This is a genomic window from Paenibacillus camerounensis, from assembly GCF_000723885.1.
Lineage (GTDB): Bacteria > Bacillota > Bacilli > Paenibacillales > Paenibacillaceae > Paenibacillus_AQ > Paenibacillus_AQ camerounensis.
On record NZ_CCDG010000059.1, the window covers coordinates 39,972 to 65,331 of the forward strand.

The window sequence follows — 25,360 nt, forward strand, 5'->3', positions numbered from 1 at the left end:
AAATCAACCAGATGTGTATAAAGATCGGATGGTGTTAATATGACTGCACTCGGTGCAGCAATTATTGGCTGCGGGGCAATAGCTCCGCTTCATGCCAATGCAATTGCTGCTATGGAAGGGGTGCGGCTGGTTACTGCAGCGGATAGTGATGCCGGACAGGCGGCAGCCTTCAGCACACTGTACGGCTGTGAGACCGTGCCGGACTATCAAGAGCTTTTGGAGCGGAAGGATATTGATGTTGTCCATTTGTGTACCCCTCATTATCTGCATGCGCAGATGGCAATCGACTGTCTGAATGCGGGCAAGCATGTCCTGACCGAAAAACCGCTGGCTGCTGATGTAGCTGACGCCCGGCGGATTATTGAAGCAGCGGACCGCAGCAAGGGGCAGTTAGGGGTTGTTTTTCAGAACCGTTATAATGAGCCCTCACAGAGGATAAGGCAGATTATAGCTAGCGGTGAGCTTGGACCGCTGGTGTGCATGAAGGCAGTCGTGACCTGGCACCGCAGTGAGCAGTATTACACAGCAAGCGGCTGGAGGGGCAAATGGGCTACCGAAGGCGGCGGGGTGCTGATCAACCAGACGATTCATACACTGGATCTGCTGCAATGGTTCGGCGGGGAAATAACATCCGTCAAAGGTAAGGTAAGCACAGATGTGCTGGATAACGTTATTGAAGTAGAAGACAGCGCGCACGCCTGCATTACTTTTGCTGATGGAGTAAGAGGGCTTTTCTATGGTACGAATGCTTATCCGGTTAATTCGCCTGTTGAGCTTGAGCTGGTGTTTGAGCAGGGGACGCTGCTGCAGCGCCGGGACTGTCTGTACCTGTGGCAAGACGGCCGTGAGCAGCTGCTGTGTGAGCCCGGTACCGTAACGAACGGCGGTAAATCTTACTGGGGCACGGGACATCAGCTGCTGATCAAGGATTTCTATCAGCATCTCCGGGATGATCGTAAGTTCTGGCTGGACGGGCGGGAAGGCATCAAGGCGCTGGAGATCATTGCAGATATATACCGCTCATCGGATAGCAGGAAGCTTCCCGTAACCGTAGCAGCCATTCTCTCAAATTGACTTTACGGATAATTAGCCTTATCTTCATAACATGTGCTTTTATGATCAGCAGATGAGAGATAGGGAGAGGGAATGTAAGAATGGAACAGGCAATGTTTGCAGGAGGCTGCTTCTGGTGTATGGTAACCCCGTTTGAGGAGCTGCCTGGAATTCACGGAATCGTATCCGGGTATGCCGGAGGGACAGTGGAGAATCCGACATACGAGCAGGTTAAGACAGGAACAACCGGTCATTATGAGGTGGTACAGATTACCTTTGATCCGCAGCTGTTCCCTTACGAGACTCTGCTGGAGCTGTTCTGGCCGCAGATTGATCCTACGGATGACGGCGGGCAGTTTCAGGACCGGGGAAGCCAGTACCGGACAGCGGTATTCTACTATAATGACAGCCAGCGGCAGGCGGCAGAAGCGTCCAAGGAGCAGGTTGCGTTAAGCGGGAGATTTGAGGGCCCGGTCGTAACTGAAATTTTGCCGGCGCCGGTCTTCTACCGGGCTGAAGAATATCACCAAGATTATCATAAAAAGAATCCCAAGCACTATAAAGAGGACCGCGAGCAGTCCGGACGCGATACGTTTATTTCAAAGCACTGGTAATGTTCTGATACTGCGAAGCCTTATTTCTCCTGCCTTCTGGAGAAATAGGGCTTTTTGGTTTTTTTGCAGCAAGCCGTCAGTCAGCAAGCGGAATAAAAACGTTTCACCCCAAATTTTGGGGCGTAAACCGAAAATCTGCGCCTATAAAACAGGCCGGACCAAGTTTATAATCAGTGTTGAAAACGCAACCATAAATGGGGCGTGATTGATTATAATCCATTAAATGGAGGGAAATGCAATGAGAAAAAAATGGTCCATGCTAACGCTCGCGCTTGTGCTCCTGCTCTCCTGCCTGCCGATGTTTGGTTCCAAAGCTGCTGCTGCCGACTACACCCAAGGGGTCAGCCTCTCGGGCACGACGGCAACGATCTGGTTCAAATCAAGTGTCAGTACCTCATGGGCAGATGTGCACTACAAGGTCAACAACGGCACACAGCTTAATTACCGGATGACGTATAACAGCAGCACCGCCCGCTATGAGCAGTCTGTAACCGGTGTATCCGCCGGTACAGCAATCAGCTATTTTTTCACATACAACAATGGCACTCCGGCCTACGACACAGGCTGGTTTACCTGGACAGCCTCAGGCACAACACCAACCACACCGCCTAATTCTTCGAATTCCATCTATTCCATTACCGCAGCCTCCATACCTACAGCTCCAAACGGTTCGATGTCCCTCAAAGTAATGAATGGAACGGGCGGCGTTTATCCCGACAGCCAGATTTACTGGGGTGTCATCGGCATTAATCCGGCCAATGGCAAGTGGAGCTATCTGGATCTAAGCGGTAATCTGCTGCCGATCTCAACTGCGCTTAATGATGCTTCCGGGCACCTGACCAAAAACGGGGTTAACTATGCCAATATTTATCACACCGTCAGCCAGGCCTCATGGGTGAACCTGCCGAAGATCACCTCTGGACGGATGTTCCTCAGTGTCGGCACCCCGCTCTATATTAAGACCTATGACGACGGCTTCGCCGGACCGGATATTAATAATCCTACTGATCCGAACCGCAACATCTATTTCGATTTCATAGAATTTACTGTTGACGCAACCGGCTATCACGGTAACACAACCCGTGTGGATGCCTTCGGTTTCCCGATTCAGCACCGGCTGGTCAATACCAGCGGCTCCTTCGACCAGACTGTCGGTGAACTCGAGTCGGAGACACGGGCCGGAATCTTTACGAAATATCAAAACGAAGTGCCTGCTGCATTTAAACCGCTTGCTACCCTCCAGGCGCCATACCGGATTGTAGCACCCATTTACGGATCTTTTGCAGCCGGTGGTGCGAACGCCAATTATTTTGCCGGATATTCCAGCTACAGCACGCAGGATATTCTCCGCTGTGACGGTGCTCTCACCGATGCCGCTACCGCTGCAGCGATCAACCGTCATGTCTATACCACCAGCAACTGGAACAATGTAGCGAACTACTATAATGCGGCCCCGGCCAACTATTATGCGAAATTCTGGCATGATCACAGTATCAACGGCCTGGCGTACGGCTTCCCGTATGATGATGTCAACGGACAGGCGGCATACCTGGAGACCGGCAATCCGAAAGGCCTGATTATCCGTGTAGCCTGGTAAACTCAGCTCAAGTCTTGCTACATTCTATCACCTTGATCTAATATAGTTACATACACAGACAACCAAGAGGTGGAAGAATGAAGTTTCATGAATTTAGCACCGGCCAGACCTTTAGAACGAAATCATTAAGTATAACTCCTGAGAATGTTAAAAGCTTTGCTGCTGAATTTGATCCGCAGTATATGCATCTGGACGAAGAACGGGCGAAGCAGGGGAGATTCGGCGGAATTATCGCATCGGGCATTCAGACCTTGGCCGTTTCCTTCAAGCTCTGGGTCGAAACCGGCAGCTATGGTGAGGATATTGTAGCCGGGACTGCGATGAATAACATCCGGTTTATCAAGCCTGTGCTGCCGGGAGATGAATTATATTGCATTGTGGAAGTAATAGATTTGGCGGAGAAGAAGAATGATACAGGACTTGTGACGGTAAGGCTGTCAACGTTCAATCAGGCGGAGGGTCTGGTGTTTGAGGGCGAGCTGTCGGTGCTGGTCCAGAAGTAGAAGAATACCTGAAATGAAAAAAAACGGCAGTCCGGATCTTTAGAATCCGGGTTGCCGTTTTTTGTACTAAATCATATTAATCTATCTCTAGCAGACGTATGATTTCACCGTCTATTACTTCTTCACTGACTTTATTAAACCCCAAGGATTCGTACAGCCTTCCCGCAGCCAGATTGTCCGGCCGGTGTCCGATCATGATCCGGGTACAATTGGAACTGCGCATAAGCTGTATTAAAGCGTTCATTGCCGCTTTGCCCAAACCGTTACCCTGATATTGTTCATCGATCATAACGGCGGGAATCCAGCAGTTACCGTCTTGATCCGGATTCATACAAAATACGAGAAATCCGACCAAGGTCTCTTCCGAGTAAACGGCACGCAGTTCAAAGTCATCAACATATTTCGATTCCGCGATCCAATAGACCACAGGTGCAGGAAAGATGTCCAGCTGCCCGGGTTTGACTTTAAGCTTGGTGCAGGCGTACCAGTTATCAGCCGTTACAGGCTTCAATTCAACGTTCATCGACTTTCCTCCCGAATGTTAATTCGCAGAGGAGCCCGTCCTCCGCGATTATGGCGCAATTCCTCTTGTATCAACAACTGGATGGCTATTCTTCATACCACATCACTCCTCTCGAAATGGAACCCTCTGGTTATAATATTCGCTTGTTAGGATTAAACCTCCTCTTACGGTTTGATTCCACATGCTTTCTACATAATTATGGGCTAAACTGCAGCTAGTGAATTACACAATGGAGCTGCTGCCGGCTTGTGTTTTTATTAAGGTATAATAAAAGAAAAGTGTAGTTCAGTACAACCACAAAGGGTGATTAGCTTGACGAAGCCTCAGGTGCTGATCGTTGACGATGAATGGAATATGCGGAATCTGCTGCGGATTTATTTGCGCAGGGCAGGTTTTGACACAGAGGAAGCAGCCACAGGCTATGAAGCACTGCAGAAGATAGAACAGCAGGCGTTCAGTTTAGTGCTGCTGGATGTCATGATGCCGGATATGGACGGGTGGCAGGTCTGCAAGTCGGTCCGGGCCCGAAGTAATGTGCCTATCATTATGCTTACAGCACGGTCAGAGACGAGAGACAAAGTGCTTGGCCTCGGGATTGGCGCTGATGATTATCTGTCCAAGCCGTTCGAGCCGGAGGAGCTGCTGGCCCGGATTCATTCCTTGCTGAGGCGCTCTTTGTTAACCCGCGCGGCTGTCCCGCAGAAGGAGGTTCTGGGCTTCCCGGAGCTGAATATTTATCCGGAAGCCCGCGAGGTGGAAGTTAAGGGGGAGAAGGTTGTTTTTACGCTGAAGGAGTTTGATTTGCTCGCTGCACTTGCCCGCGGCGGACAGCGCGTATACACCAGAGAGGAACTGGTTGAGCAGCTGTGGGGGAATGATTACGGGGGAGAAACACGGGTGGTGGATACCCATATCAAGAATATCAGGGAAAAGCTGCAAAAAGCGGAGCTTTCCTATCATCCGGTGCAGACGGTATGGGGACTGGGCTATAAATTTCAGGCACCGGAGCATGCGGAATGAGGGGCAACAGAATTGGCTTTAAGCTTGGTCTGGCGATTATGTCCCTCTTTCTGGTCGTACTCCTGTCGCTGGGTGTGATGATCGACCGGATGTTCAGCAGCTTTTATTACCGGGAAATGCGCACTCAGGCAATGGAGCTGGCATCACATTTTACGGCCATGGCTGAATCCGGCGATACGACCAATGAGCTGATGATGGGGTCTTTTGCAGAATTCACGGATGTCAGCATCTTTAATATATCCCGGGACGGCAAGGTAGAGCTTCACTCTGGACTACATGATGCTGCGGACCGTATGTTTATACAAGACGGGGACCTTGAGCATATTTTTGCCGGAGCGGACAGCAGCTTTGTCTATTCAGATCCCGCCGGTCACCGTTATTTCGTTACAGCCCAGCCCATCAAGCAGGGAACCAGCATCATTTCGGCGTTATATGTTATGTCCTCGATGGAGAATATGGAGCAGACCCTTGCGGCTGTAAGGGATATTCTGCTGCTGGCAGGCGTTAGTGCCTTTGTGCTTGCACTGCTGATTACGCTGGTTATCGCCAGGATTTTGTCGCGTCCGCTAGTGCAAATGCAAAAGGCTACCCGCAAAATTGCCGCAGGTGAGCTGGAGACGAGGCTTACGATCAGCAGTAACGATGAAATTGGAACGCTGGCAGGAGCAATCAATGATCTTGCTGTCGATCTGCAGCGGTTCAGGGATACACGGCAGGAGTTTCTCGCTAACATTTCACATGAATTACGCACCCCTGTCACCTATCTGCAAGGCTATGCGAAGGTGGTAAGGGATGGACTGTACGAAACCGAAGAGGAGCAGCAGCTGTACCTGAATATCATTCATCAGGAGGCGCACCGCATCCAGCATCTGGTGGACGATTTGTTCGAGCTGGCCAAAATGGAAGAGGGTCAGATTCCGCTGCATATCGGACCGGTGGATTTCACCGGCATAGCCGGGCAGGCAGTCAGCAAGCTGGAGCTTACAGCCAGAGATAAGGGGATCAGGCTTCTTTTTAACGTAAGCGGAGCGGCTGCTCCTATACCCGGGGATGCGAAACGGATGGAACAAATTGTAATGAATATACTGGAAAATGCTGTCCGCTACACGGATGAGGGAGAGGTCCGGGTCCTGCTGCAGTATGACAGCGATAAGGTCAGGTTCATTGTGGAGGATACCGGGATTGGTATTCCGGAGGAAGAGCTTCCCTTTGTGTTTGAGAGATTCTACCGGGTGGAGAAATCACGTTCCCGGCAGTACGGCGGAACCGGACTCGGTTTGTCCATTGTGCATAAGCTGACGGGGCTATTAGGAGGAACGGTGAGTATATCCAGCAAGCCGGGGGAGGGTACGAAATGTGAGGTTGTATTTGAAAAAACAGATAACACTCAACAAGCAGAGCTTGTCCGGTAAACGGAGCTCTGCTTATTTGAGTGTTGTCAGGTTAGGCTATCAGTGGTTCATCCCGGCCATCCCGCTGATAATTTCCGGATTGATCATCCCGAAGATCATCGCAATATGCGCTACCACCAGGAAACCGCTGACCAGCAGGAAATGCAGCTTCAGCTTATCCTCTTCCGTACGCTTGCGGGCAATCAGGCCGAGATCGAGCAGCGCGAGCGGCAGGAGAAACAGAACTCCGCTCAGGTAGAAGCCAACAGCAACAACGTCAACCCAGGTATGCCATTCACCGTTAACAGTAAGCGGTACAAAGGCGGTTGGGAACAAGTAGAGAAATATTCCGGTGAAATAAAGACCGGCGAGAATACTGCATATCCGGTTGAAGGCTCTCAGCGGTCCGTTCAGTTTTTTGGTGAACAGAATAAAGAATTCGGTTACAGTAATCGTCTCTGCGAAAATAACGGGAATCGCCATAAAAAGTATCAGATTCCATGGCTGATTGTCCGCCAGCAGCGACATGTAGTGTGTCATTGTCATGTTACATCCTCCAATAGCAAAATTACTTACTCTGAGATGGTAATAGATAAGTGTGTGGAAAGTATGTAGAAACAGGGGTATGATGGAACAAGCTGCGCAGTTAGGCGCTGGTGCATAAATATGCATATAAGAGGGGAGCAGACAAATATGAATGAAGCGCTGAAAAGTATCTTATTTGACCTGGACGGTACGTTGACCGATCCGAAGGAAGGGATTACCCGGTGTGTGGAATATGCCCTGAACAAGTTCGGAATTACAGTTGAGCACACAGATCTGCTGCTGCCGTATATCGGGCCGCCGCTGTATGACTCTTTTGTGCAGATTCAGGGGTTAACGGAGGAGCAGGCTGCGCAGGCGGTAGTCTTTTACCGTGAACGCTACAGCACTGTCGGGATGTTCGAGAATGCCGTCATTCCCGGAATTCCTGAGCTGCTGGAGGCGCTGCAGGCCAAGGGATATTCCTTGTACGTGGCTACGTCTAAACCTACGGTATTCGCAGAGGAGATTCTCAAGCATTACGGGCTGGACAGGTATTTCCGGCATGTAGGCGGCAGCAATCTGGATGGTACCCGCTCCAAAAAGGCTGAGGTCATCCGGTATGTGCTGGAGCAGGGTGGTATTACACCTGAGGAGGCTGTAATGATCGGCGACCGGGAGCATGACATTATCGGGGCAAAAGCCTGCGGCGTCCCTTCAATCGGTGTATTGATCGGCTATGGCTCTGAAGCGGAATTATCCGCCAGCGGCGCGGATTATATAGCAGCAAACGTTGCGGAAATCGGAGAGATTATTACACGGATCAGTGTGCCGGCTGCAGGTTAACCTTACCGGGTGTTTAGACTATTTTTTATAATGACTATTGACTTATCAGATTGTCATTGAGTAATATGTAACCATCAACACCAAGCAACATCATAACCAAGGCATTGACCAAAGACAGGATATCCTCCAAGGACTGACCAGAGAGAGAAGTGAGTGGTGAGAGCTTCTTACAGAGACCGGCCGGATGTTACCCCTTTGCAGCCGTGGCACTGAACCCTCCCTGCTGTCAGGGCGGCTGTAAATGCCACCGACTTATCCCCGATACCGGATACCATGAGGATTATGCGACTTAGCTTCCGCCTGACAGCAGGGGGTTGTTACAGCGCAGGTCAAACTAGGGTGGAACCACGAGCTTAAGCGCACTCGTCCCTTTTCGGGAGAGATGCGTTTTTTTGCGTTCAAATGTTCCTTTACCTTGAAGAGACGGAGGCTATAATCATGGAGATCAAAGTAAAACTGCCGGATGGACAAATAAAAGGGTATTCATATAACACTAGTATTAGTGCGGTTGCAGAATCTATTAGTCCCAGTCTGAAGAAAAATGCAGTTGCAGGGAAAGTTGACGGTAAGCTCGTTGACCTGAATTATCCGCTTGTTAAGGACAGCCGGGTTGAGATTGTGACACTGGACAGCAAGGATGGACAGGACGTACACCGGCACAGCACTGCACATCTGATGGCTCAAGCGATTAAACGCATCTACGGCGGCAAAAAGGTGAAGCTGGGCATCGGTCCGGTCATCGAAGACGGCTTCTACTACGATGTGGATATCGAGCAGCCGTTGTCGAGCGAGGATCTGGCGGCAATTGAGCAGGAGATGAATGCTATTGTTAAGGAGAATCTGCCGATCGTCCGCCGGGAAGTCAGCCGCGATGAGGCGGTTAACCTGTTCGCAGACCTGGAGGAGCCGCTTAAGCTGGAACTGATCCGTGATCTGCCCGAAGACGCTGTTATCAGTATTTATAATCAAGGGGAATTCTCCGATCTGTGCCGCGGCCCGCACTTGGCTTCCACAGGCCAAATTAAGGTGTTCAAGCTAATGAGCGTGGCCGGAGCCTACTGGCGCGGGGATTCGAACAATAAGATGCTGCAGCGGATTTATGGTGTGGCTTTCCTGAAAAAAGCCCGGCTCGATGAGCATCTGCACATGCTGGAGGAAGCCAAGAAACGGGATCACCGCAAGCTCGGCAAGGAGCTGGAGCTGTTCATGTTCTCCGAGGAATCACCGGGCATGCCGTTCTATCTGCCAAAAGGGATGATTATCCGCACAGAGCTGGAGGATTTCAGCCGCGGACTGCAGCGTGAGCGGGATTACAGTGAGGTCCGCACACCGCTGATGATGAACAACCGGCTGTGGGAGCAATCCGGACACTATGACCACTACAAGGACGATATGTATTTCACTCAGGCGGACGAAGCAAAGTTTGCACTGAAGCCGATGAACTGCCCCGGACATATGCTGATCTTCAAAAATAACCTGCACTCCTACCGTGAGCTGCCGATCCGGCTGGCTGAATTCGGCCAGGTGCACCGCAACGAATCCTCAGGCTCGCTGAACGGGATGATGCGTGTCCGCACTTTTTGCCAGGATGATGCCCACCTGTTCGTACTGCCGGAGCAGATCGAAGCAGAAATCGGGCAGGTGCTGGACTTAATTGACCATATCTACAAAGTGTTCGGCTTTGAATACAAGGTAGAGCTGTCCACTCGTCCGGCAGATTATATGGGTGAGGAGTCACTCTGGGATCAGGCGGAGGCTGCGCTGGAAAAGGTACTGCAAAACCGCGGCATGCCGTACCGGATCAACGCAGGAGACGGCGCTTTTTACGGGCCGAAAATTGACTTCCACATCCTCGACGCGCTAAAACGGAGCTGGCAATGCGGCACAGTGCAGCTGGACTTCCAGATGCCGCAAAAATTCGACCTGACTTACGTCGGCGAAGACGGCCAGAAGCACCGTCCGGTTGTCATTCACCGCGCGGTATACGGCTCGATCGACCGGTTCATCGGGATTCTGACTGAGCATTTCAGCGGTGCTTTTCCGGTGTGGCTGTCTCCGGTTCAGGTAAAGCTGCTGCCGGTATCGGTGAATCATGCGGACTATGCCTTCGAGGTGAAGCAGGCGCTGGCAGCTGCCGGAATCCGGGTTGAAGCGGATGTGCGTAATGAGAAATTAGGCCTGAAGATCCGGGAAGCCCAGCTGGAGAAGGTTCCTTACATGCTCGTGCTTGGTGACAATGAGCGTGATTCCGGCACAATCTCCGTGCGTAAGCGCGGCGGCGGAGATGCCGGCCCGATGGGCATAGATGAGCTGGCCCGGCTGATTGCCGCAGAGATTGCAGGGCGGAAATAAAAAGTTTCTTCATTAATATGCTGCAGCTCCGTTTTTACACAAACGGGGCTGTTTTTTTATCAAAACCATACAGACAGAGGACAGGCAGATCGTTTACAATTTAGGGACAGCTGGTCTTTTAAGTGGAGATCGGCGTTTAGTTATGCAGCGTGCTTTGAACTCATCCGCATCTTAGGAGGCAATTGTGTGATCTCGGAGAACATCAGACCTTTAAACGGCACGTACATTCAAATGGTTCCCATGGAGGCAGCGCATAGGGCGGAGCTTACAGCGATTCTAAGCAACCCGCAAATCTGGGAATTTACCTGGAGAAAAATCACCTCCGCCGCACAGGTAGAGCAGCTAATCGATACGGCGCTTATGAACAAAGATAAGGGTCACGATCTGCCGTTTGTTATGCTGGACCGTTCTACCGGACGGATTGCCGGGACCTCGCGGATTATGCATATTGATCATGCCCACCGCAACGCGGAAATCGGTTGCACCTGGATTGCCCCTGAATACTGGAGAACACCGGTGAATACAGAAGGCAAAGCGCTGCTGCTGCAGCATTGCTTCGAGGAGCTTGGACTGCTCCGGGTGAATTTTACAATTGTCCGCGGCAACCTGAGGTCACAACGAGCGATTGAACGCATTGGTGCCGCAAAAGAAGGTATCCTCCGCAAGCACCGGATCAGCTCCGATGGCAATGTAGTCGATAATGTACTGTACAGCATCATTGATGAGGAGTGGCCGGGGGTAAAGGCGAATTTGCATTATCTTTTGCAGGAGAAATATATCTAAAGTCAATAATGTAATGTTGATTGCAACGGGCTCTGCTTCCAGCTGAGTCCTTTTTTGACGTCATGACGGAATCCTCCACAAGGATCATAGCCAACTCTTTATTTCATTGTTATAATAGAAACATATATTCGTAAGGAAAATGTTAGTTATCTGTGATTGCTAACCCGTATTTCCCTCTTTGGGCTGATATGGGTTATGTTTTTTTGTCACCAATTATGAACTGATGGCGGGGTTGGCTTATACATTATGAACTGGTCTGATTTTGGGGAACGGAACAAGCGGCTTAATCCGCTGTGGAGCCTTGGTGCGGGAATGAATCTCGGTGAGCTTCAGCCGTACAAGGAGATGATCGCGCTCAGTGTGCTCCTGCAGGTCTACTATCTGGAGCTGGAATCGAATGAGCAGCGGTCCAAGGAGGATATCACCGGTCTGGCGTGGAGCTCACTGGAGCGCTTTAAGATCACTGGGCTGGGAACCGCAGAATCGGTGGAACGCCTGGTGGACGGACTGCTCTGGAGCGGCAGCGGCGGCGATTTTGAGACGGTATATTATGATGATCACACACGGCAGATGACTATGCAGAAATATAAGTATTTTACTGTGGATGAGGATGCCACACGCAGCAGCTGGGAAGAGAGCGGAACCACAATCTACCGGCTGTCCGAGCATGCGATGGAGCTGATCTTCATGAGCCACGAGATTATTGAGGAATTCCAGATCAGCATCAAGCTGCTGGAGATTCAGATGCATATCAAGCATGGCCGGGTGACGCGCGCGCTGCAGGATGTGAACGAGCTGATTTCACGGGTACGCAAAATGACCCAGCAGCAGCAGGAATACCGGAACGCGCTGCGCCGTAATCCGAAGCATATGTTCAGCGAATACGGGGTGATGCGCCATCAGCGGCTGGAGGATATACATCAGCAGTTTGACGAGGAACGCAGGCACTTTGACAGTATTCACCGCTCGCTGGCCCGGCTGGTTAATGACGAGAAGGATCTGACCGATTTCAACGAGCTGCGGCTGCTGTCTGAACGGGTGGAGCTGTCACGGAGAGTCCATGATGAGCTGGCCGAGGTGGTGCTGGGCATTTTTGAGGCGGAAACGAATCTGCGGCTGAACTTCCCTGAGCTGTTCTGGGGGGCGGCCGGCTTTAACTTCCGGACCAATGTATGGGAGGAATGGGTCAAAAGTGACGGGCTTCCCTCCGGGGACAGTCTTGAACTGCTGGTCGGCGGCTTGTTCGCACCGCAGCAGGACTTTATTTATCCGCTTGCCTGGGCGTGGGAGGAGCAGGAGACCGGATTCCTGCCGGAAGAATGGCTGGAGGAGCCGGAGGATGCAGGGGAAGAACCGGAAGTATCCTATGTTCCCAAAACAATCTCTTGGGCCGAGGTTGCAGAGCTGTGGCTTCCCGTATTTGCGGGGCTTGCAGCTGAGGGCAGATTTACCTTTGCTGCAGAAGCCTTTACCGAGGAACAAAAGCTTGGCTGGACGAACAACCCGAATGCGGTTGATTTATGGGCACAGTTTTTTCATGCTGAGGTGAGAGTACAGGAATCGGCTGAAGAGAATACGGCTGGAACAGATGAATGCCAGAGGCTCATTCAATACCTGCTGGACAATCATCCTGAGCTGGAGACTCTGCGGGGCAAGATGCTAAGAACAAACATTACCGGTACCGGGCAGCAGCCGGCAGTTAAGTGGCCGGGGCTTGAGATGAGTCCGTACACTATTACTATAGAAGAAAGATGAGTGGTCCGAACATGAGTTATACATTGGAACAACTGCAGCAGGCGTCAAGGCTGTTCTTTGACCTGCTGCGGCGGAAGGTCATTTCGCTGGATGATCCGGCGGCAGCGGAGTGTCTGCAGGACACTGGCGCTTATGATGCATTGCAATATCTGGCTAAAGAGGGAGGCTGCCGGATCATGAACTCCGGTCACCGCCTGCATCTGCTGGTCAATCCGTTAGGGTCGGGCTTTGCGACTAACTTCACCCAGTTGCGAAATAAATATTCGAGGATTGAGCGCAAGACGCATTTACATATTATCAACGTCATCATCCTGGTGTTCTTGGCAGAAATGGATCAGGACGAGCAGCATTTCAAACCCGGGCAGGACAGTATGTCTTATATTCAGCTGGCTGATCAGGTGTCGGCTGTTTTGAAGGCCTGGTATGAAATGGATGAAGAGGGCAGGTTCAGCAAGCAGTGGCGGCTCGACATTCAGGCGATGTACAAGGTATGGGCCAGCCTGTATATGCAGACCAAAAGCCAGGAGGATGCCGATACACTGTCCAGAGGCTCCGGTTCACGGATCGGACTGATCCATGAAGGGATGAAGCTGCTGGAGGACGAGCATCTGGTGTTCATTTCCGAGAATGAAAAACGGATTTTCCCGCGGGAGGAATTGTACGAACGGATGCGCTATCTGTATCACGATGTAGAACGCTACAAAGAGCTGAAGGCGCTTATCGGCAGCACACTGGCGGAGAAGGAGGGGGACGCCCATGCCGCGCATTGAACGGATCCGGATCGCCGGACTGAAGTATGAGAAAATGCTCAAGAAATACGACGATATGGTGCTTGACCTGTGCAACGAGGAGGGACCGGCGAATACCCTGATTACCCTGATGAACGGCGGGGGAAAAGGGGTGCTGCTGCAGTCGATTTTTCAGCTGCTGATTCCGAAGACTTCATGGGGGAAGGACAATGAGAATCAGGTCGAGGCTTTTTTCCATAATCACAAAAAACAGCTGAAGCCGTATACCTTCCACGTCGCCATTGAATGGAAGCTGGACTCCGGTGACCGTAATGAATACATTACCACCGGGATTGCCATGACAGCGCATAGCTCGGCGGATCAGCTTGAGATCAAGGTCGATTATCTGCTGTATACACTGACCGAATACGATGAGCATGCGGATATTACGTTATCTACGCTGCCTCTCTACAATGCTGAGGAGGGCGGTCCGGCAAGCTTTGAGGCGATTCAGCAGTTTGTAAGGGAACGGCGGAGTGAGATTATCTACTACGGAAGCAGCCAAGCGGAGCTGAAGAAATATTATGCCTTCCTGGCCGGACGGGATATCCATATCGGCGAATGGCGTAATATGAAGAAGATTAACGGTGAAGAGGGCGGGATCAAGGGCTATTTTCAAAAAAATGACGCCTTCACGAACCACAATCTGTTCGAAAAGCTCATCATTCCGGAGATCGGCTCCAGCCTGAATGACGGGTCGCGTGAGGAGGACGGTTCACTTCAGCGGATGTTCACCGATACGGCAACGGTAGCCCAGCGGCTTCCGATGCTGGAGCAGCGGGAGAAGGCATTTGCCGAGTTCACGGCGCTGGCTGCGCCGCTGCATGAGCTGGTCAAGCAGGGTGCGGAAGCAGAGCGGAGCTTTCAGGACACGGAGCTGCTTGGGCGGCAGATTTACACGGTCATTTATGACGAGCTGAGATCAGCCGAAGACAGCCGGGGCAGACAAGCCGACGAGCTGGTCCGGCTGCAGTCTGAAGCGCGGCAGCTGCGCTTTGAGGCGGATAATCTGAGCTATCTGCGCAGCAAAGAGGAGCATGATCAGAAGCAGGAAGAGTTCAAGGCCATCAGTGATAATCAGGGGCGGGCGCGTTCACGCCTTGATGAGTCCAAAGCGCAGGAGAAGCGTCTGGAAGTAGCGCAATATCTGGCCAAACGCCAGGTGCATAAGCGTGAAATCGGGCAATGGCAGAAGGAAATTGAAGCGATCGAAGGCTCGCTTGAAATGAAGGAGCGCCAGGAGGTTATCCAGAGTGCCAAGTTGGAGCTGCGCTCTCAGTGGGATCAGGTATTCCGGCTGTGGCAGCAGGAGCTAACCAGCTTCGCAGGACGCCAGCAGGTACTCTCAACTGAAGAAGCCGGGCTGCGCAAAGAACGGGAAAGTTATGTTCTGGAGCTGGGCGGACTGGAGAGCCGGATTAATGAGCTTACCGGCTCCATTCGTCAGTTCACCGAGGAAGCGGGTGTATTCGCTTCCCGGCATGGACAGGAAGCAGCCAGTGCACCCGGGCCGGTGCTGCAGCGGACACTCCTGGCTGCCAATTCTATTGCAGATTCCATTGCAGACCGCGCTGGTCAGCGTAGCCAGGGGGAAGCGCGCAGGCTTAGCCTGCGCACACACCTGGCGGAGCTTCAGGCCAAGCTTGCCGCTGAACGGCGTCAGAACGATGAGCTGAACAATCAGCTGGAAGCGCAGATGGGCCGGGAATCGCAGCTGTGGTCACAGCTTGTTGTGCTGCTTGAGCTATACGAAGAGCATCAGATCCTGGGGGCAACAGCGCTGTTTGAAGCAAAGGCTCTGATTCAGGAGCGGTTCATCCGCAGACTGGATGATACAGAGCAGCAGACCAAGCGGCTGCGCAGAGAGTATTATCATCAGCAGCTGGACGTAGAGCTGCAGCAGGAGGCTTATTGGCTGCCTAATGCGGATGTGCTTACCGTTAAGGACAGGCTGGATGCACTTAAGATCAGCTCCATGCCCGGCAGCTCGTATCTGAATGACCTTAGTTATCTGCAGCGTGAGGAAGAGCTCGGACGTCATCCGCTGCTCCCATACGGACTAATCGTCACACAGCGTGAGGCGGACAAAATCCCGCCGGATGCACTGAAGAATGTTATTCTCAAATCGGCGGTTCCGGTCTTTATCCGTGAGGGAATGGGGGCAACAGCGGTGGAGCCGTTCCTCCTGCCGGCTAATCAGGGGCCGCAGATGGTTCTGCAGCCGGAGCAGTTCCACGACTGGAAGCGGGGGATTGCCTCCCGGCTGAAGGAGCAAGAAGAAGAGCTGCAGGATGCTGAGAATTATATGTCCAAGCTGAAAACAGCACGGCAGGAGTTTGAGCGGCTGTTCCAGACTGAACATACGGTAATTTTGAAAGCCAAGTCCCGTGAGCTGGAGCTGGTTGTGAACGAGCTGGATGGAGCTGCTGCCGGTCTAAAGACAGAGATCAGTGAGAATGAAGAGCTGCTTGCTTCCATTCAGAAGGAGCTTACTGAATACGAGCAGGAAAAGACCGGACTGGAGCAAAGAGCTCAGGCCCTGCGGCTCTGGGAAGAGCGGACCCGGAAGCAGGAGCAGGATTACAAGGATAAGCAGAGAGCGGTGGACCGCAGACAGGCGCTGGTTAAGGAAATCTCTGTTAAAGACCAGGGACTGGTTCAGCTGAAGTCAGAGATGGAAAGTGCAGCACAACTCCGGGAGCAGTGGATCGGGGATACCCGTTATTCTCTGTTCCCAAGGCTGCAGAGCTGGTTCCCGGAGCTTGTATTTCCAAATGACCGCCAGAGTGAAATTGGCGCGGCAGAGGAAGAACTGAACCCGGATGCCCAGAATAAAATGCTGCAGCTGCTCAGTACAGTGGAGAGCTTGCAGCAGTCGCTGACCCATAATGAGCTGGAAATCCGTACTCGTCAGGGTAACATTAAGCGTGCAGGTGAACAGCTGAGAGAGCTTGAGGCTGCTGTCTACCAGGTTGACCGTGACTGGCACGGCGCGCCTGAGCCGCAGGATTCACCTGAAGCAATAACGGCAGCGCGGGCGCGGCAGAAGAATGAGACGGTATATCTGGAGGAGGATTACCAGAGCGTACGCGAATCGTACATCCGCTGCCAGACGATCCTTGAGAATCTGCAGAAGGATCTGCGCAAAACCGAAAAGTCAATTAAGGAGAAGCATGAACGGCCTGTGGAATTATGGACTGACGCGCTCTCTGCCAAAGAGCAGGAGATCTCGGAAGATACCCGTGAGAATGAACGGCAATTAAGCCTGTGTAAACAACGTCTCACTGCTGTGGATCAATGGCTCCAGACGCTGGGCAACCAGAGACAGATTCTCGACACGCATGTCGAAGGCCGGGTTCAGCTCCGTGATGTACCGGAGGAAGTACAGCAGCAGGTGAGAGAAAGCTGTGAGCTTACAGTCTCTGACTGGCTGCTGCAGAGTAAAGAAAGCCGTGCACAGCGTACAGAGCTAACCCGTAAAGTAAAGGATGAGAAAAATGACTTAAGTGCCAAGCTGTCCAAGTGCGGCTGGAGCAGCGAGCTGGAGACCAAGATCCAGGAGCGGCTGAATACCGTACACTGGGAGGACTTCTCCATTGCCGGGCAGGTGCTGGATTCGATGCTGCAGAGCTCGCGTGATCAGATCGAGAGCATCCGCAGCGATAAAGAGAGTATGGAGCTCTCGCGTAAGCTGTGGGTCGGACGTGCGGCCAAGCGGGTCGTGCAGATTACGGATATCCTGAAGCGCATGGAGCGGCGGATGATTATTCATAACGAGAATGGTCATGCTTTTCCGCTGGTGAAGCTGAATTATAAGCATATTACTGTTCCTAAGACGACGGATGATATCGAGCCGCTGGTCAGCGAATACTTCAACCGCTGCATCAGCAGCCTGCTGGAGAAATATCCGAAGATCGAGCAGGTGCCGGCGGCAGCGGTTAAGGAGCTGATCAATGACGGCAAGCTCGTGTACGCAGCCATGCAGAACCGCTTCCCGGTGCTTCAGGTGTACAAGCCGGTTACGGAGAATTATTTCCTGTATGCGGCACCTGAGGAGTTCCATTACTCCGACTGGGAGGTCATCAACCGCGGTGCGCTTGATGAAGCTGTCGGCAGCGGCGGCCAGCGCCAGTCGGTGCAGCTGCTGGTGGCGATGATGATCATGACCCATAAGCGGGTTAACCGAGAGAACAAGGGCTGGACCGTCTTTCTCTATGACAACCCGTTCGGTGAGATGGTCTCCAACAACGTGCTTGATCCTGTCTTTGAAATCTCCAAGGCGCTCCGGTTCCAGTGGCTGATCGTGACCCCGCCGGAGCTGGTAAAGAATGATGTCAGTGTGCGCTTCGGCGTCTACTGGCAGCTGTATTTTGGCGGGGACAAAGGTGAGATGCTGGAGTCTACGCTCGTAAAAGGCGGCAGAAAGATGATCCCGGCATCATTATTCTAGTTGTAACTTAAACAGGACCCGTCTGGCTGATGCCTGGCGGGTTTGTTTTGAATTAGGGTGAGAGGTGAAGGAGCTCAAAGGCAAAAATGCCTTTGATTCCGGCCCGCGTGGCTGAATGTGCGAAATCAAAGGCAAAAGTGCCTTTGATTCGGGCCTGCGCGGCTGAATGTGCGAAATCAAAGGCAAAAGTGCCTTTGATTACGGCCTGCGCGGCTAAATGAGGCAAATCAAAGGCAATAATGCCTTTGATTCGGGCCCGCGTGGCTGAATGAGGCAAATTAAAGGCAATAATGCCTTTGAATCGGGCTCGCGTGGCTGAATATGCGAAATCAAAGGCAAAAGTGCCTTTGATTCGGGCCCGCGTGGCTGAATATGCGAAATCAAAGGCAAAAGTGCCTTTGATTCCGGCTTGCGCGGCTAAATGAGGCAAATCAAAGGCAAAAGTGCCTTTGATTCCGGCTTGCGCGGCTAAATGACGCAAATCAAAGGCAAATGCCTTTCATTCCGGCACTCACGGCCTACTAAAAGCCTAAAGATTAATAGTATCCCGGCTATTACCTACTATTATTTATTCTTCTTAGGATTAATATTAGTAATGAGTAATAGAGTACAGCATATAATTAGTAGCAGATAGCCTACAAAAGCGAGCAGGTTGGTAGTCAGCACAAATATTTCACCAAATAAGCTTGAGCCGTAGCCGGACGGGAATATTCCAAGTCTTGCAGCACTGAGCAGCGGGTGATTCAACAGTGTCAGTACAAAACTTCCTAATAAGCAATAGAGTAAGTTAATATTGTTTTTCATTTTCCAACTCCTACTATATCCATTTATTTACTTAAGCGAGTTTAAAACGTATCATGTTCACATGTTGTTGTCTAGTAACAAGGTTATACCCGGTTGGCGTTAGCTGCTGGCAGGATTGATACACAGCCCTATAGAAAATATTAACAATGACCGCAGGCAAAGCCGATATTAAGACTAGAATAGACAAGCAGGGGGATTTATATGAAGCACAAAGGTATCATAGTTATGCTGGTTGCGATGCTGCTGAGTGTTATGCTGCTGCCGGAGGTAAGCCGGGCCGAGCCGGCGGTGCCGGAGCATACAGATGCTTTTTATGTGAATGACTTTGCCGGGGTTATTGACTTGAAAGCAGAGAATTATATGGTTAACTACGGTGTTAAGCTGCATCAGGAGACGGGGGCTCAAGTGGTGCTGGTTACGGTAGATTCCACTGGTGGAGTTACAATGGAGGAGTATGCGAAGACGCTGTTTAACAGCTGGGGAATCGGCTCGGCGGATAAGGATAACGGCGTGCTGCTGCTCCTCTCAATCAAGGATGATGATTACTGGGTGCTGCAGGGAGACGGTTTAAAAAGCTCGCTAACCGACAGCATGCTGTCGCAGATTCTCGCCCAGTCGCTGGAGCCGGATTTTGCCCGTAAGGAATATGCAGCCGGGGCACGCAAGACCTACGGTGCATTGATTGAAAGCCTGGGCGGGGTATGGACGGAGCCGCTCGGGACACGGAATTTTGTAGCAGACAATGCAGGGGTCCTTCCGCAGGTTACCAGACTTTATCTTAACCAGTCCAGCAACCGCTACAAAACAACGACCGGCAGCGGCATTTACTTCGTAACGGTTAAGAATTCCGGCAGCAGGACGCTGCAGGATTACACCTATGCCAAATACGCTTCAGTCGGTGCAGGACCCAGGGATGTTATGCTGGTACTCGATATTGAAGGCGACAATTATCATGTGCTGCAAGGCAAGGATGTAGATGCTACCCTGACGAATGAAGTGATCGGCGATATACTCAGCAGGGCATTGGAGCCTCCATTCGCAGCCAAAAAATACGCAGCAGGCGTTACGGCAGCAGCCAATGAGATGTTCAGCTTCTTTTTGGCCAGAGCCGATCACAGTCCGGCAGCAATAACGCCTCAGGAAGCAGCTGGCACTGCAGCGGCCGGAGTTACAGGAGCTGTTACGAATAAAGCTGGCGAGTCCGGTGAAGCCGCAGTGAAGGTAACGGAGCACATTTCCAGAGGCAAGGGCTTTGCGGTAATCGGTATTTTTCTGGGCATTGTTGGCTTAATCAGCCTGGCAGCATCCCGGCGCAACAGTTACATCGCCCGCTATGGATTGCCTGTTAATCCTTACAGCCGGCGTAACATCCGCCGCTACGGGGTATGGCAGGGCCAGCCGGGCTACGGCTACGGCAGCCGCTGGTATAACCGCCGGCACCGCCCGCGGCGCAGCTCAGCCTCCTATCGGAGTAGCAGCAGCTGGGAGACTAATCACGGAGGCGGAGGTTCGAGCAGTGGAGGCGGAGCCGGACGATACTCCGGGAGCGAAACGAATCATGGCGGCGGAGGCTACAGCAGCGGCGGCGGAAGCGGACGGCATTCATCACGAAGCAGCAATGAGGACCGGTCCTCAAGCTCATCCGGCGGCGGAGGAAATGCGAGCCGCGGAGGCGGAGTTGGCAGGCACAGCTAGGCAGATGCTTTCATTCCATAATTAAGCCCTCTTTTTTAAGAGGGTTTTCTTTTTTTGTTACATATTATGGATGATAAAATGAAAATACTGAAACCTTTGCCTCTGTAAGATCGTCTATCATGGGAGAATATGAGACTATACTATACCATTTTGCATGAGATGTATGACCAGGGAGGAACTTAGCAGTGAGCACTTCATCATTTCCCCAGCGCAACGGCGTTCGCAAGAAGAAGTCTGTCAAAAAGAAACGCAAGAAAGTAAGCTTTCTGCGCAGACTCACCAGAGTGTTTATGTTTTGCTTATTCATGATGACTATTGGAATCGGCTGGCTGTATTTTGCACCGTCTGCCAATAATGTCCGTTATCTGATTGCAGATACATTAATTACGACACAGCACCGCTATATGGCCAAGTATATTATCGGCGAAGATGAACTGAAGAACAGGGTTGCAGAATATAACCAGCGTTTTGATAATATGGGGGACGAGCTAGACACCCATACGATTGCAGCACCTGACCCTGAAGCTGATGCGGACTCGGATGCAGAAGCTCCGGCAGTGAAACCCCTTGTGGAGATTGAAAAAGTCACCGGAACCGGCTATTCGGGTTACATAATGACCGTCAATGATCCGACCAAAGTACGGCTCGGCATACCGGATAAAGTAGGCTCAGGCGAAAAGGTATCCAGCATGGTAAAGCGTACGGGAGCAATTGCCGGCGTGAACGGCGGAGGCTTTGCAGATCCGGAATGGAAGGGCAACGGATTTAAGCCGATCGGACTGGTCATTTCCCAAGGAAAGCTTTTTTACAACGGGCTTGGGGGAAAGGATTCAACACAAATTGTCGGGCTTGATAAGCAGGGCAAAATGATTGCAGGCAACTATACGCTGGGGGAGCTGAGTAAGCTCGGGGTACAGGAAGCAGTATCCTTTCAGCCGCGGATTATCGTTAACGGCAAGGGGCTAATTAAAAATGCAGCCGAAGGCTGGGGAATCGCTCCAAGAACGGCTATGGGCCAGCGCGCAGACGGCGCCCTGCTGTTCGTAGTGATTGACGGGAGACAGCCGGGCTACAGCATCGGTGCCAATCTGTATGATGTCCAGCAGATTATGCTCAAGCATGGTGCGGTGATCGCCGCCAATCTGGACGGAGGCTCATCCACGGTGCTGGTGAAGGACAATGAGATCGTCAACAAACCGTCTTCGCAATACGGCGAACGTTATTTGCCGACGGCCTTTCTGGTATTCGAGCATCCGGAAGAGGCACAGATCATGAATATCTGGGAAGGGCTTGACCCCTCGCAAATCGACGCTGCCAAAAAGCGGACGCAGTAGACACCGGACCGGAATTAAAGGTATTCTACTAACTAGAAGCCAGAAACGTAAAGGCGGCAGCCTTTGGTAAGAGGGGGAACAGGTTTGACATTGCAGCAGCTCCGCTATGCCATTGAGATTGCGAACAGCGGCTCGATGAATGAGGCGGCAAAACGGCTTTTTGTGTCACAGCCCAGTCTCTCCAATGCGATTAAGGAGCTGGAGAACGAGCTGGGAATTACTATTTTTGAACGGACCAACCGCGGAATCAGCATATCAGCCGAAGGCGTTGAGTTTCTAGGCTATGCCCGGCAGATCATCGAGCAGACCGAGTTCATGGAGAACCGGTATACCGGGAAGAAGCGCAGTCCGGTTTATTTTTCCGTGTCTACCCAGCACTATGCCTTTGTTGTAGATGCCTTTGCACACCTGATGAAGGAGCGGCAGCTTGCCGAATATAATTTCAGCCTGCGGGAGACCCAGACCTATGAGATCATTGAGGATGTGCGTACCCTGCGCAGCGATCTGGGCATCCTGTATATTAATGAGAGCAATTACAAGGTTATGAATAAGCTGTTCAGTGACGGAAATCTGAAATTCACACCGCTGTTCAACACGAACCCGCATGTCTATGTCAGAGCCGCCCACCCGCTGGCTGCAAAAGAAATCATTGTGCTGGAAGACATCCTGCCGTTTCCGTACATTACATTTGAGCAGGGGGACAACAACTCACTGCATTTCTCGGAAGAGATGCTTAGCTTCACGCAGATTGAGAAAAATATAAAGGTAACGGACCGGGCAACGCTTACTAACCTGCTGCTCGGCAGTGATGCTTATACGATCGGGACCGGCATAATGGCTTCCGAACTGAACGGCAACGGTATGCTGACCATTCCTTATGAGAGCAACGAAGTGTTTACCGTCGGCTGGATTGCCCATAAGGACCGTAAGCCGAGTGAAATTATGTCCGCTTTTATCGATCTGCTGAACGATCTGGTTGCCAGCAGCTATTTTGACATGAACCAATTCTTACTATAACAGCAGGAGGGTCGTATGATCAGTCCAATTACCGGTTCCGCCAGAAACGCCCCGCCCTTTCGTTATGATATTGTCGGCAGTTTTTTGCGCAGCGAGGGGATTAAGGCAGCGCGCAGTCAGTTTGAACAAGGTGAATTAACCTCAGCACAGCTGGGTGAGATTGAGAGTAAAGAGATTGCTGAGCTGGTGAAGCACGAGAAGGCTCTGGGGCTGAAGGCTATTACCGACGGCGAATTCCGCCGATCCTGGTGGCATCTTGACTTCTTTCTAGGTATAACGGGTACACAGAAGATTATTCTAAACCAGGGAAGCGGCTCAGCCAAGGAAAATACGCAGCGGGCGGAGAGCTTTAAGATTACGGGGAAAATATCATTCGGGGATCACCCGATGTTAGCTGATTATATGAAGCTGCAGCAGATGGCCGGTGACACGTTGGCTAAAATGACGATTCCCGCACCGTCGTTGTTCCACTTTGTGCAGGATTATAACGGAAATGAGATCTATCCTGACCGGGATCAGCTGTTTCAGGATATTATTGCGGTGTACCGTTCGGCCATCCAGGCATTTTATGATGCGGGCTGCCGCTATCTGCAGCTGGATGATACGACCTGGGGGACCCTGTCGAGCGGGAGGCACCGAGCACATCTGCGAAGCAGAGGCGTTGATCCGGATCAGTTGGCGCGTGACTATGTAAGGCTGATTAACGACAGTATCGCTGATAAGCCTGGGGATATGACGATAGCACTGCATGTATGCCGGGGAAATCTGCGTTCTACCTGGTTCGCTGCGGGGGGATATGAGCCTGTTGCCGAGGCGCTGTTCGGCGGGGCAAGGGTGGATGCTTTTTTCCTGGAATACGACAATGAGCGCTCCGGTGACTTTGCGCCGCTGCGGTTCATTCAAGACCAGTTCGTTGTGCTCGGCCTTATCACTACGAAGCATGGCGGTCTGGAGAATAAAGAGCAGCTGAAGCTGCGGATTGCTGAAGCTGCGCAGTATGTGGATATTGACAAGCTGTGCCTGAGTCCGCAATGCGGCTTTGCCTCGTCGGAGGAAGGCAATATTCTGACCGAGGAAGAGCAGTGGGACAAGATCCGGCTTGTGATCGAGACTGCAAACGAGGTATGGCTGTAAAAAGTAGGGTATGGTATAAAAAGGTACAGGGATGTCTTATGCAGCCGGAAGTGCTGCGGGACATCCCTGTTTATTGTTTTGCTGATACTGCGTAACTATGCCGTTGTAGGAAACGCTGCTGCAAGGAATAGCTGCACTCTGTACACTTAAAAAGCTCAAAAGTCTGCGATTGCTGTGTTTAGCTGTAGTTTGTGCAACTATTTCTGCAAGAAATAACCAAAATGAGCATTTTGCTGATTTTTAATTGTACAGAGTACACTTATACGCGTAATTCAGGGAAAAACAGGCATTTAGCTGTATAAAGTGCAGTTATCCCTGGTATGTGCAAATTGTAAGTTACCCGCCAGCACCTTGCCACTGCCTGTTAACCAAGCTAAGCGGACAATTGCCATCTGAATCTCTAGCAGCCCGTTAATTGGTATCATACGCCTACTACTGCCCGGAAGCAGCCGCATTTGCATCAAATCCCCTGTTAGTCACATAGTTGTCGATGCTCCAGATCCTGAGACTGGATTCCCGTGCCTTCGTTTCAATTTCTCTGAAAGCATCGACATACCTGGTATCCGGCGGGAAAACAGCCACTCTGGCCAGCCCCTTCTCCAGCAGCAGCAGATTAACCATCTGGTCATTCACGTATACGTAAGCGAGCAGTCTGCCGTATTGATCGCGCTCTGACTCGTCAAATTCAAGATGTACGGTTTGTCCTTCGAGCAGTTCTTTAGCATAGTTACGTGCTTCCAGTGCATAGGGCTCTGGTTGTTCTCCTATCTCCGGCGTGTCGATCAGCAGCAGGCGAACCTTCTCGGTATCCCCTTCATTTGTACGGATCCGGAAGGTATCACCGTCGATGACAGAGGTAACTTCAGCGTCCATTGTTTTCGATGTATATATAAATGTGCCAGCTACTTTATAATCTCTTAATATGAAAAAATTCTGTATCGAAGCAGCCTTCTCAAGCATTGTGGTTCCCGGTGCAGTAATAATAGAGAGGACTAAACTTACAGCTGCTGTAAGTAGAGAGATTTCTTTAACACGCTTACGGGATTTCCCGGCAGAAGCATTCCTGCGTCTAAACATCGACGGTTTGATGAAGCTGATCACCCAGACGATGATTGCCGGTATGGTTAGTAATAGAAACACTACTGCCGGATATGATTCAGTAAATAACATCGATCAGAG

The 25,360-nt window shown here is 51.5% G+C and carries 21 protein-coding genes; 16 read left to right on the forward strand and 5 right to left on the reverse strand.

Annotated features, from left to right (window positions below; genetic code table 11):
• Window positions 1-39 precede the first annotated feature (39 nt).
• From BN3772_RS21610 to BN3772_RS21625, 4 genes are all read left to right on the forward strand, one after another.
• Entirely contained in the window at window positions 40-1,074 is a 1,035-nt protein-coding gene (locus tag BN3772_RS21610) for a Gfo/Idh/MocA family protein (protein WP_042202162.1), read from the forward strand.
• An 80-nt stretch (window positions 1,075-1,154) separates the two neighbouring features.
• Window positions 1,155-1,667, forward strand: a complete 513-nt coding sequence (gene msrA, locus BN3772_RS21615) for a peptide-methionine (S)-S-oxide reductase MsrA (RefSeq protein ID WP_042202164.1) — start codon at window positions 1,155-1,157, stop codon at window positions 1,665-1,667.
• A 238-nt stretch (window positions 1,668-1,905) separates the two neighbouring features.
• On the forward strand, window positions 1,906-3,264 hold the full coding sequence (locus BN3772_RS21620; protein ID WP_042202166.1) for a glycoside hydrolase family 64 protein: 1,359 nt from the start codon (window positions 1,906-1,908) through the stop codon (window positions 3,262-3,264).
• 77 nt (window positions 3,265-3,341) lie between these two features.
• Complete coding sequence (locus BN3772_RS21625; RefSeq protein WP_042202169.1) at window positions 3,342-3,767, forward strand: MaoC family dehydratase; 426 nt, start codon at window positions 3,342-3,344, stop codon at window positions 3,765-3,767.
• Between the two features lie 76 nt (window positions 3,768-3,843).
• Here BN3772_RS21625 and BN3772_RS21630 read toward each other — a convergent pair whose 3' ends face one another.
• Complete coding sequence (locus tag BN3772_RS21630) at window positions 3,844-4,290, reverse strand: GNAT family N-acetyltransferase (protein WP_042202171.1); 447 nt, start codon at window positions 4,288-4,290, stop codon at window positions 3,844-3,846.
• A 312-nt stretch (window positions 4,291-4,602) separates the two neighbouring features.
• Between BN3772_RS21630 and BN3772_RS21635 the strand changes: the two genes are divergently transcribed.
• A complete protein-coding gene (locus BN3772_RS21635) occupies window positions 4,603-5,310 on the forward strand; it encodes a response regulator transcription factor (protein WP_209443689.1) in 708 nt (235 codons plus the stop codon).
• On the forward strand, window positions 5,307-6,722 hold the full coding sequence (locus tag BN3772_RS21640) for a sensor histidine kinase (RefSeq protein WP_042202172.1): 1,416 nt from the start codon (window positions 5,307-5,309) through the stop codon (window positions 6,720-6,722). The genes BN3772_RS21635 and BN3772_RS21640 overlap by 4 nt, the downstream gene beginning before the upstream one ends.
• A gap of 39 nt (window positions 6,723-6,761) precedes the next feature.
• Here BN3772_RS21640 and BN3772_RS21645 read toward each other — a convergent pair whose 3' ends face one another.
• Window positions 6,762-7,247, reverse strand: a complete 486-nt coding sequence (locus tag BN3772_RS21645; protein ID WP_042202175.1) for a DUF6803 family protein — start codon at window positions 7,245-7,247, stop codon at window positions 6,762-6,764.
• Window positions 7,248-7,394: 147 nt separating this feature from the next.
• On the opposite strand from BN3772_RS21645, the gene BN3772_RS21650 reads away from it, so the two are divergent.
• The 6 genes from BN3772_RS21650 to BN3772_RS21675 all read left to right on the forward strand — a co-directional run bounded on the left by BN3772_RS21650 (window position 7,395) and on the right by BN3772_RS21675 (window position 18,197).
• A complete protein-coding gene (locus tag BN3772_RS21650; protein WP_042202177.1) occupies window positions 7,395-8,069 on the forward strand; it encodes an HAD family hydrolase in 675 nt (224 codons plus the stop codon).
• Window positions 8,070-8,507: 438 nt separating this feature from the next.
• A complete protein-coding gene (gene thrS, locus BN3772_RS21655) occupies window positions 8,508-10,421 on the forward strand; it encodes a threonine--tRNA ligase (protein WP_042202179.1) in 1,914 nt (637 codons plus the stop codon).
• A 186-nt stretch (window positions 10,422-10,607) separates the two neighbouring features.
• Window positions 10,608-11,204, forward strand: coding sequence for a GNAT family N-acetyltransferase (locus BN3772_RS21660; RefSeq protein WP_086074704.1), 597 nt, complete (start codon window positions 10,608-10,610; stop codon window positions 11,202-11,204).
• A 246-nt stretch (window positions 11,205-11,450) separates the two neighbouring features.
• Entirely contained in the window at window positions 11,451-12,959 is a 1,509-nt protein-coding gene (locus tag BN3772_RS21665) for a hypothetical protein (protein ID WP_042202180.1), read from the forward strand.
• A gap of 11 nt (window positions 12,960-12,970) precedes the next feature.
• The gene (locus BN3772_RS21670; RefSeq protein ID WP_042176583.1) at window positions 12,971-13,729 is read left to right on the forward strand and encodes a DUF6063 family protein; all 759 of its coding nucleotides are present in this window, start codon (window positions 12,971-12,973) and stop codon (window positions 13,727-13,729) included.
• On the forward strand, window positions 13,716-18,197 hold the full coding sequence (locus tag BN3772_RS21675) for a coiled-coil domain-containing protein (protein ID WP_042202181.1): 4,482 nt from the start codon (window positions 13,716-13,718) through the stop codon (window positions 18,195-18,197). The genes BN3772_RS21670 and BN3772_RS21675 overlap by 14 nt, the downstream gene beginning before the upstream one ends.
• Window positions 18,198-18,249: 52 nt before the next feature.
• Here BN3772_RS21675 and BN3772_RS21680 read toward each other — a convergent pair whose 3' ends face one another.
• Both BN3772_RS21680 and BN3772_RS21685 read right to left on the reverse strand, forming a co-directional pair.
• Window positions 18,250-18,678 (reverse strand): hypothetical protein, encoded by a 429-nt coding sequence (locus BN3772_RS21680; protein WP_042202182.1) that lies wholly within the window; start codon window positions 18,676-18,678, stop codon window positions 18,250-18,252.
• A gap of 83 nt (window positions 18,679-18,761) precedes the next feature.
• Window positions 18,762-19,001 (reverse strand): hypothetical protein, encoded by a 240-nt coding sequence (locus tag BN3772_RS21685; protein ID WP_042202184.1) that lies wholly within the window; start codon window positions 18,999-19,001, stop codon window positions 18,762-18,764.
• A 201-nt stretch (window positions 19,002-19,202) separates the two neighbouring features.
• Here BN3772_RS21685 and BN3772_RS21690 point away from each other — a divergent pair, with 201 nt between their 5' ends.
• The 4 genes from BN3772_RS21690 (at window position 19,203) to BN3772_RS21705 (ending at window position 24,181) form a co-directional block, all read left to right on the forward strand.
• Entirely contained in the window at window positions 19,203-20,696 is a 1,494-nt protein-coding gene (locus BN3772_RS21690; protein WP_052380634.1) for a TPM domain-containing protein, read from the forward strand.
• A gap of 185 nt (window positions 20,697-20,881) precedes the next feature.
• Complete coding sequence (locus BN3772_RS21695; protein ID WP_042202185.1) at window positions 20,882-22,030, forward strand: phosphodiester glycosidase family protein; 1,149 nt, start codon at window positions 20,882-20,884, stop codon at window positions 22,028-22,030.
• A gap of 84 nt (window positions 22,031-22,114) precedes the next feature.
• The gene (locus BN3772_RS21700) at window positions 22,115-23,047 is read left to right on the forward strand and encodes a LysR family transcriptional regulator (protein WP_042202186.1); all 933 of its coding nucleotides are present in this window, start codon (window positions 22,115-22,117) and stop codon (window positions 23,045-23,047) included.
• A gap of 15 nt (window positions 23,048-23,062) precedes the next feature.
• On the forward strand, window positions 23,063-24,181 hold the full coding sequence (locus tag BN3772_RS21705) for a 5-methyltetrahydropteroyltriglutamate--homocysteine S-methyltransferase (protein WP_042202188.1): 1,119 nt from the start codon (window positions 23,063-23,065) through the stop codon (window positions 24,179-24,181).
• Window positions 24,182-24,613: 432 nt separating this feature from the next.
• Here BN3772_RS21705 and BN3772_RS21710 read toward each other — a convergent pair whose 3' ends face one another.
• Window positions 24,614-25,351, reverse strand: coding sequence for a thermonuclease family protein (locus BN3772_RS21710; protein WP_052380635.1), 738 nt, complete (start codon window positions 25,349-25,351; stop codon window positions 24,614-24,616).
• Window positions 25,352-25,360 lie beyond the last annotated feature (9 nt).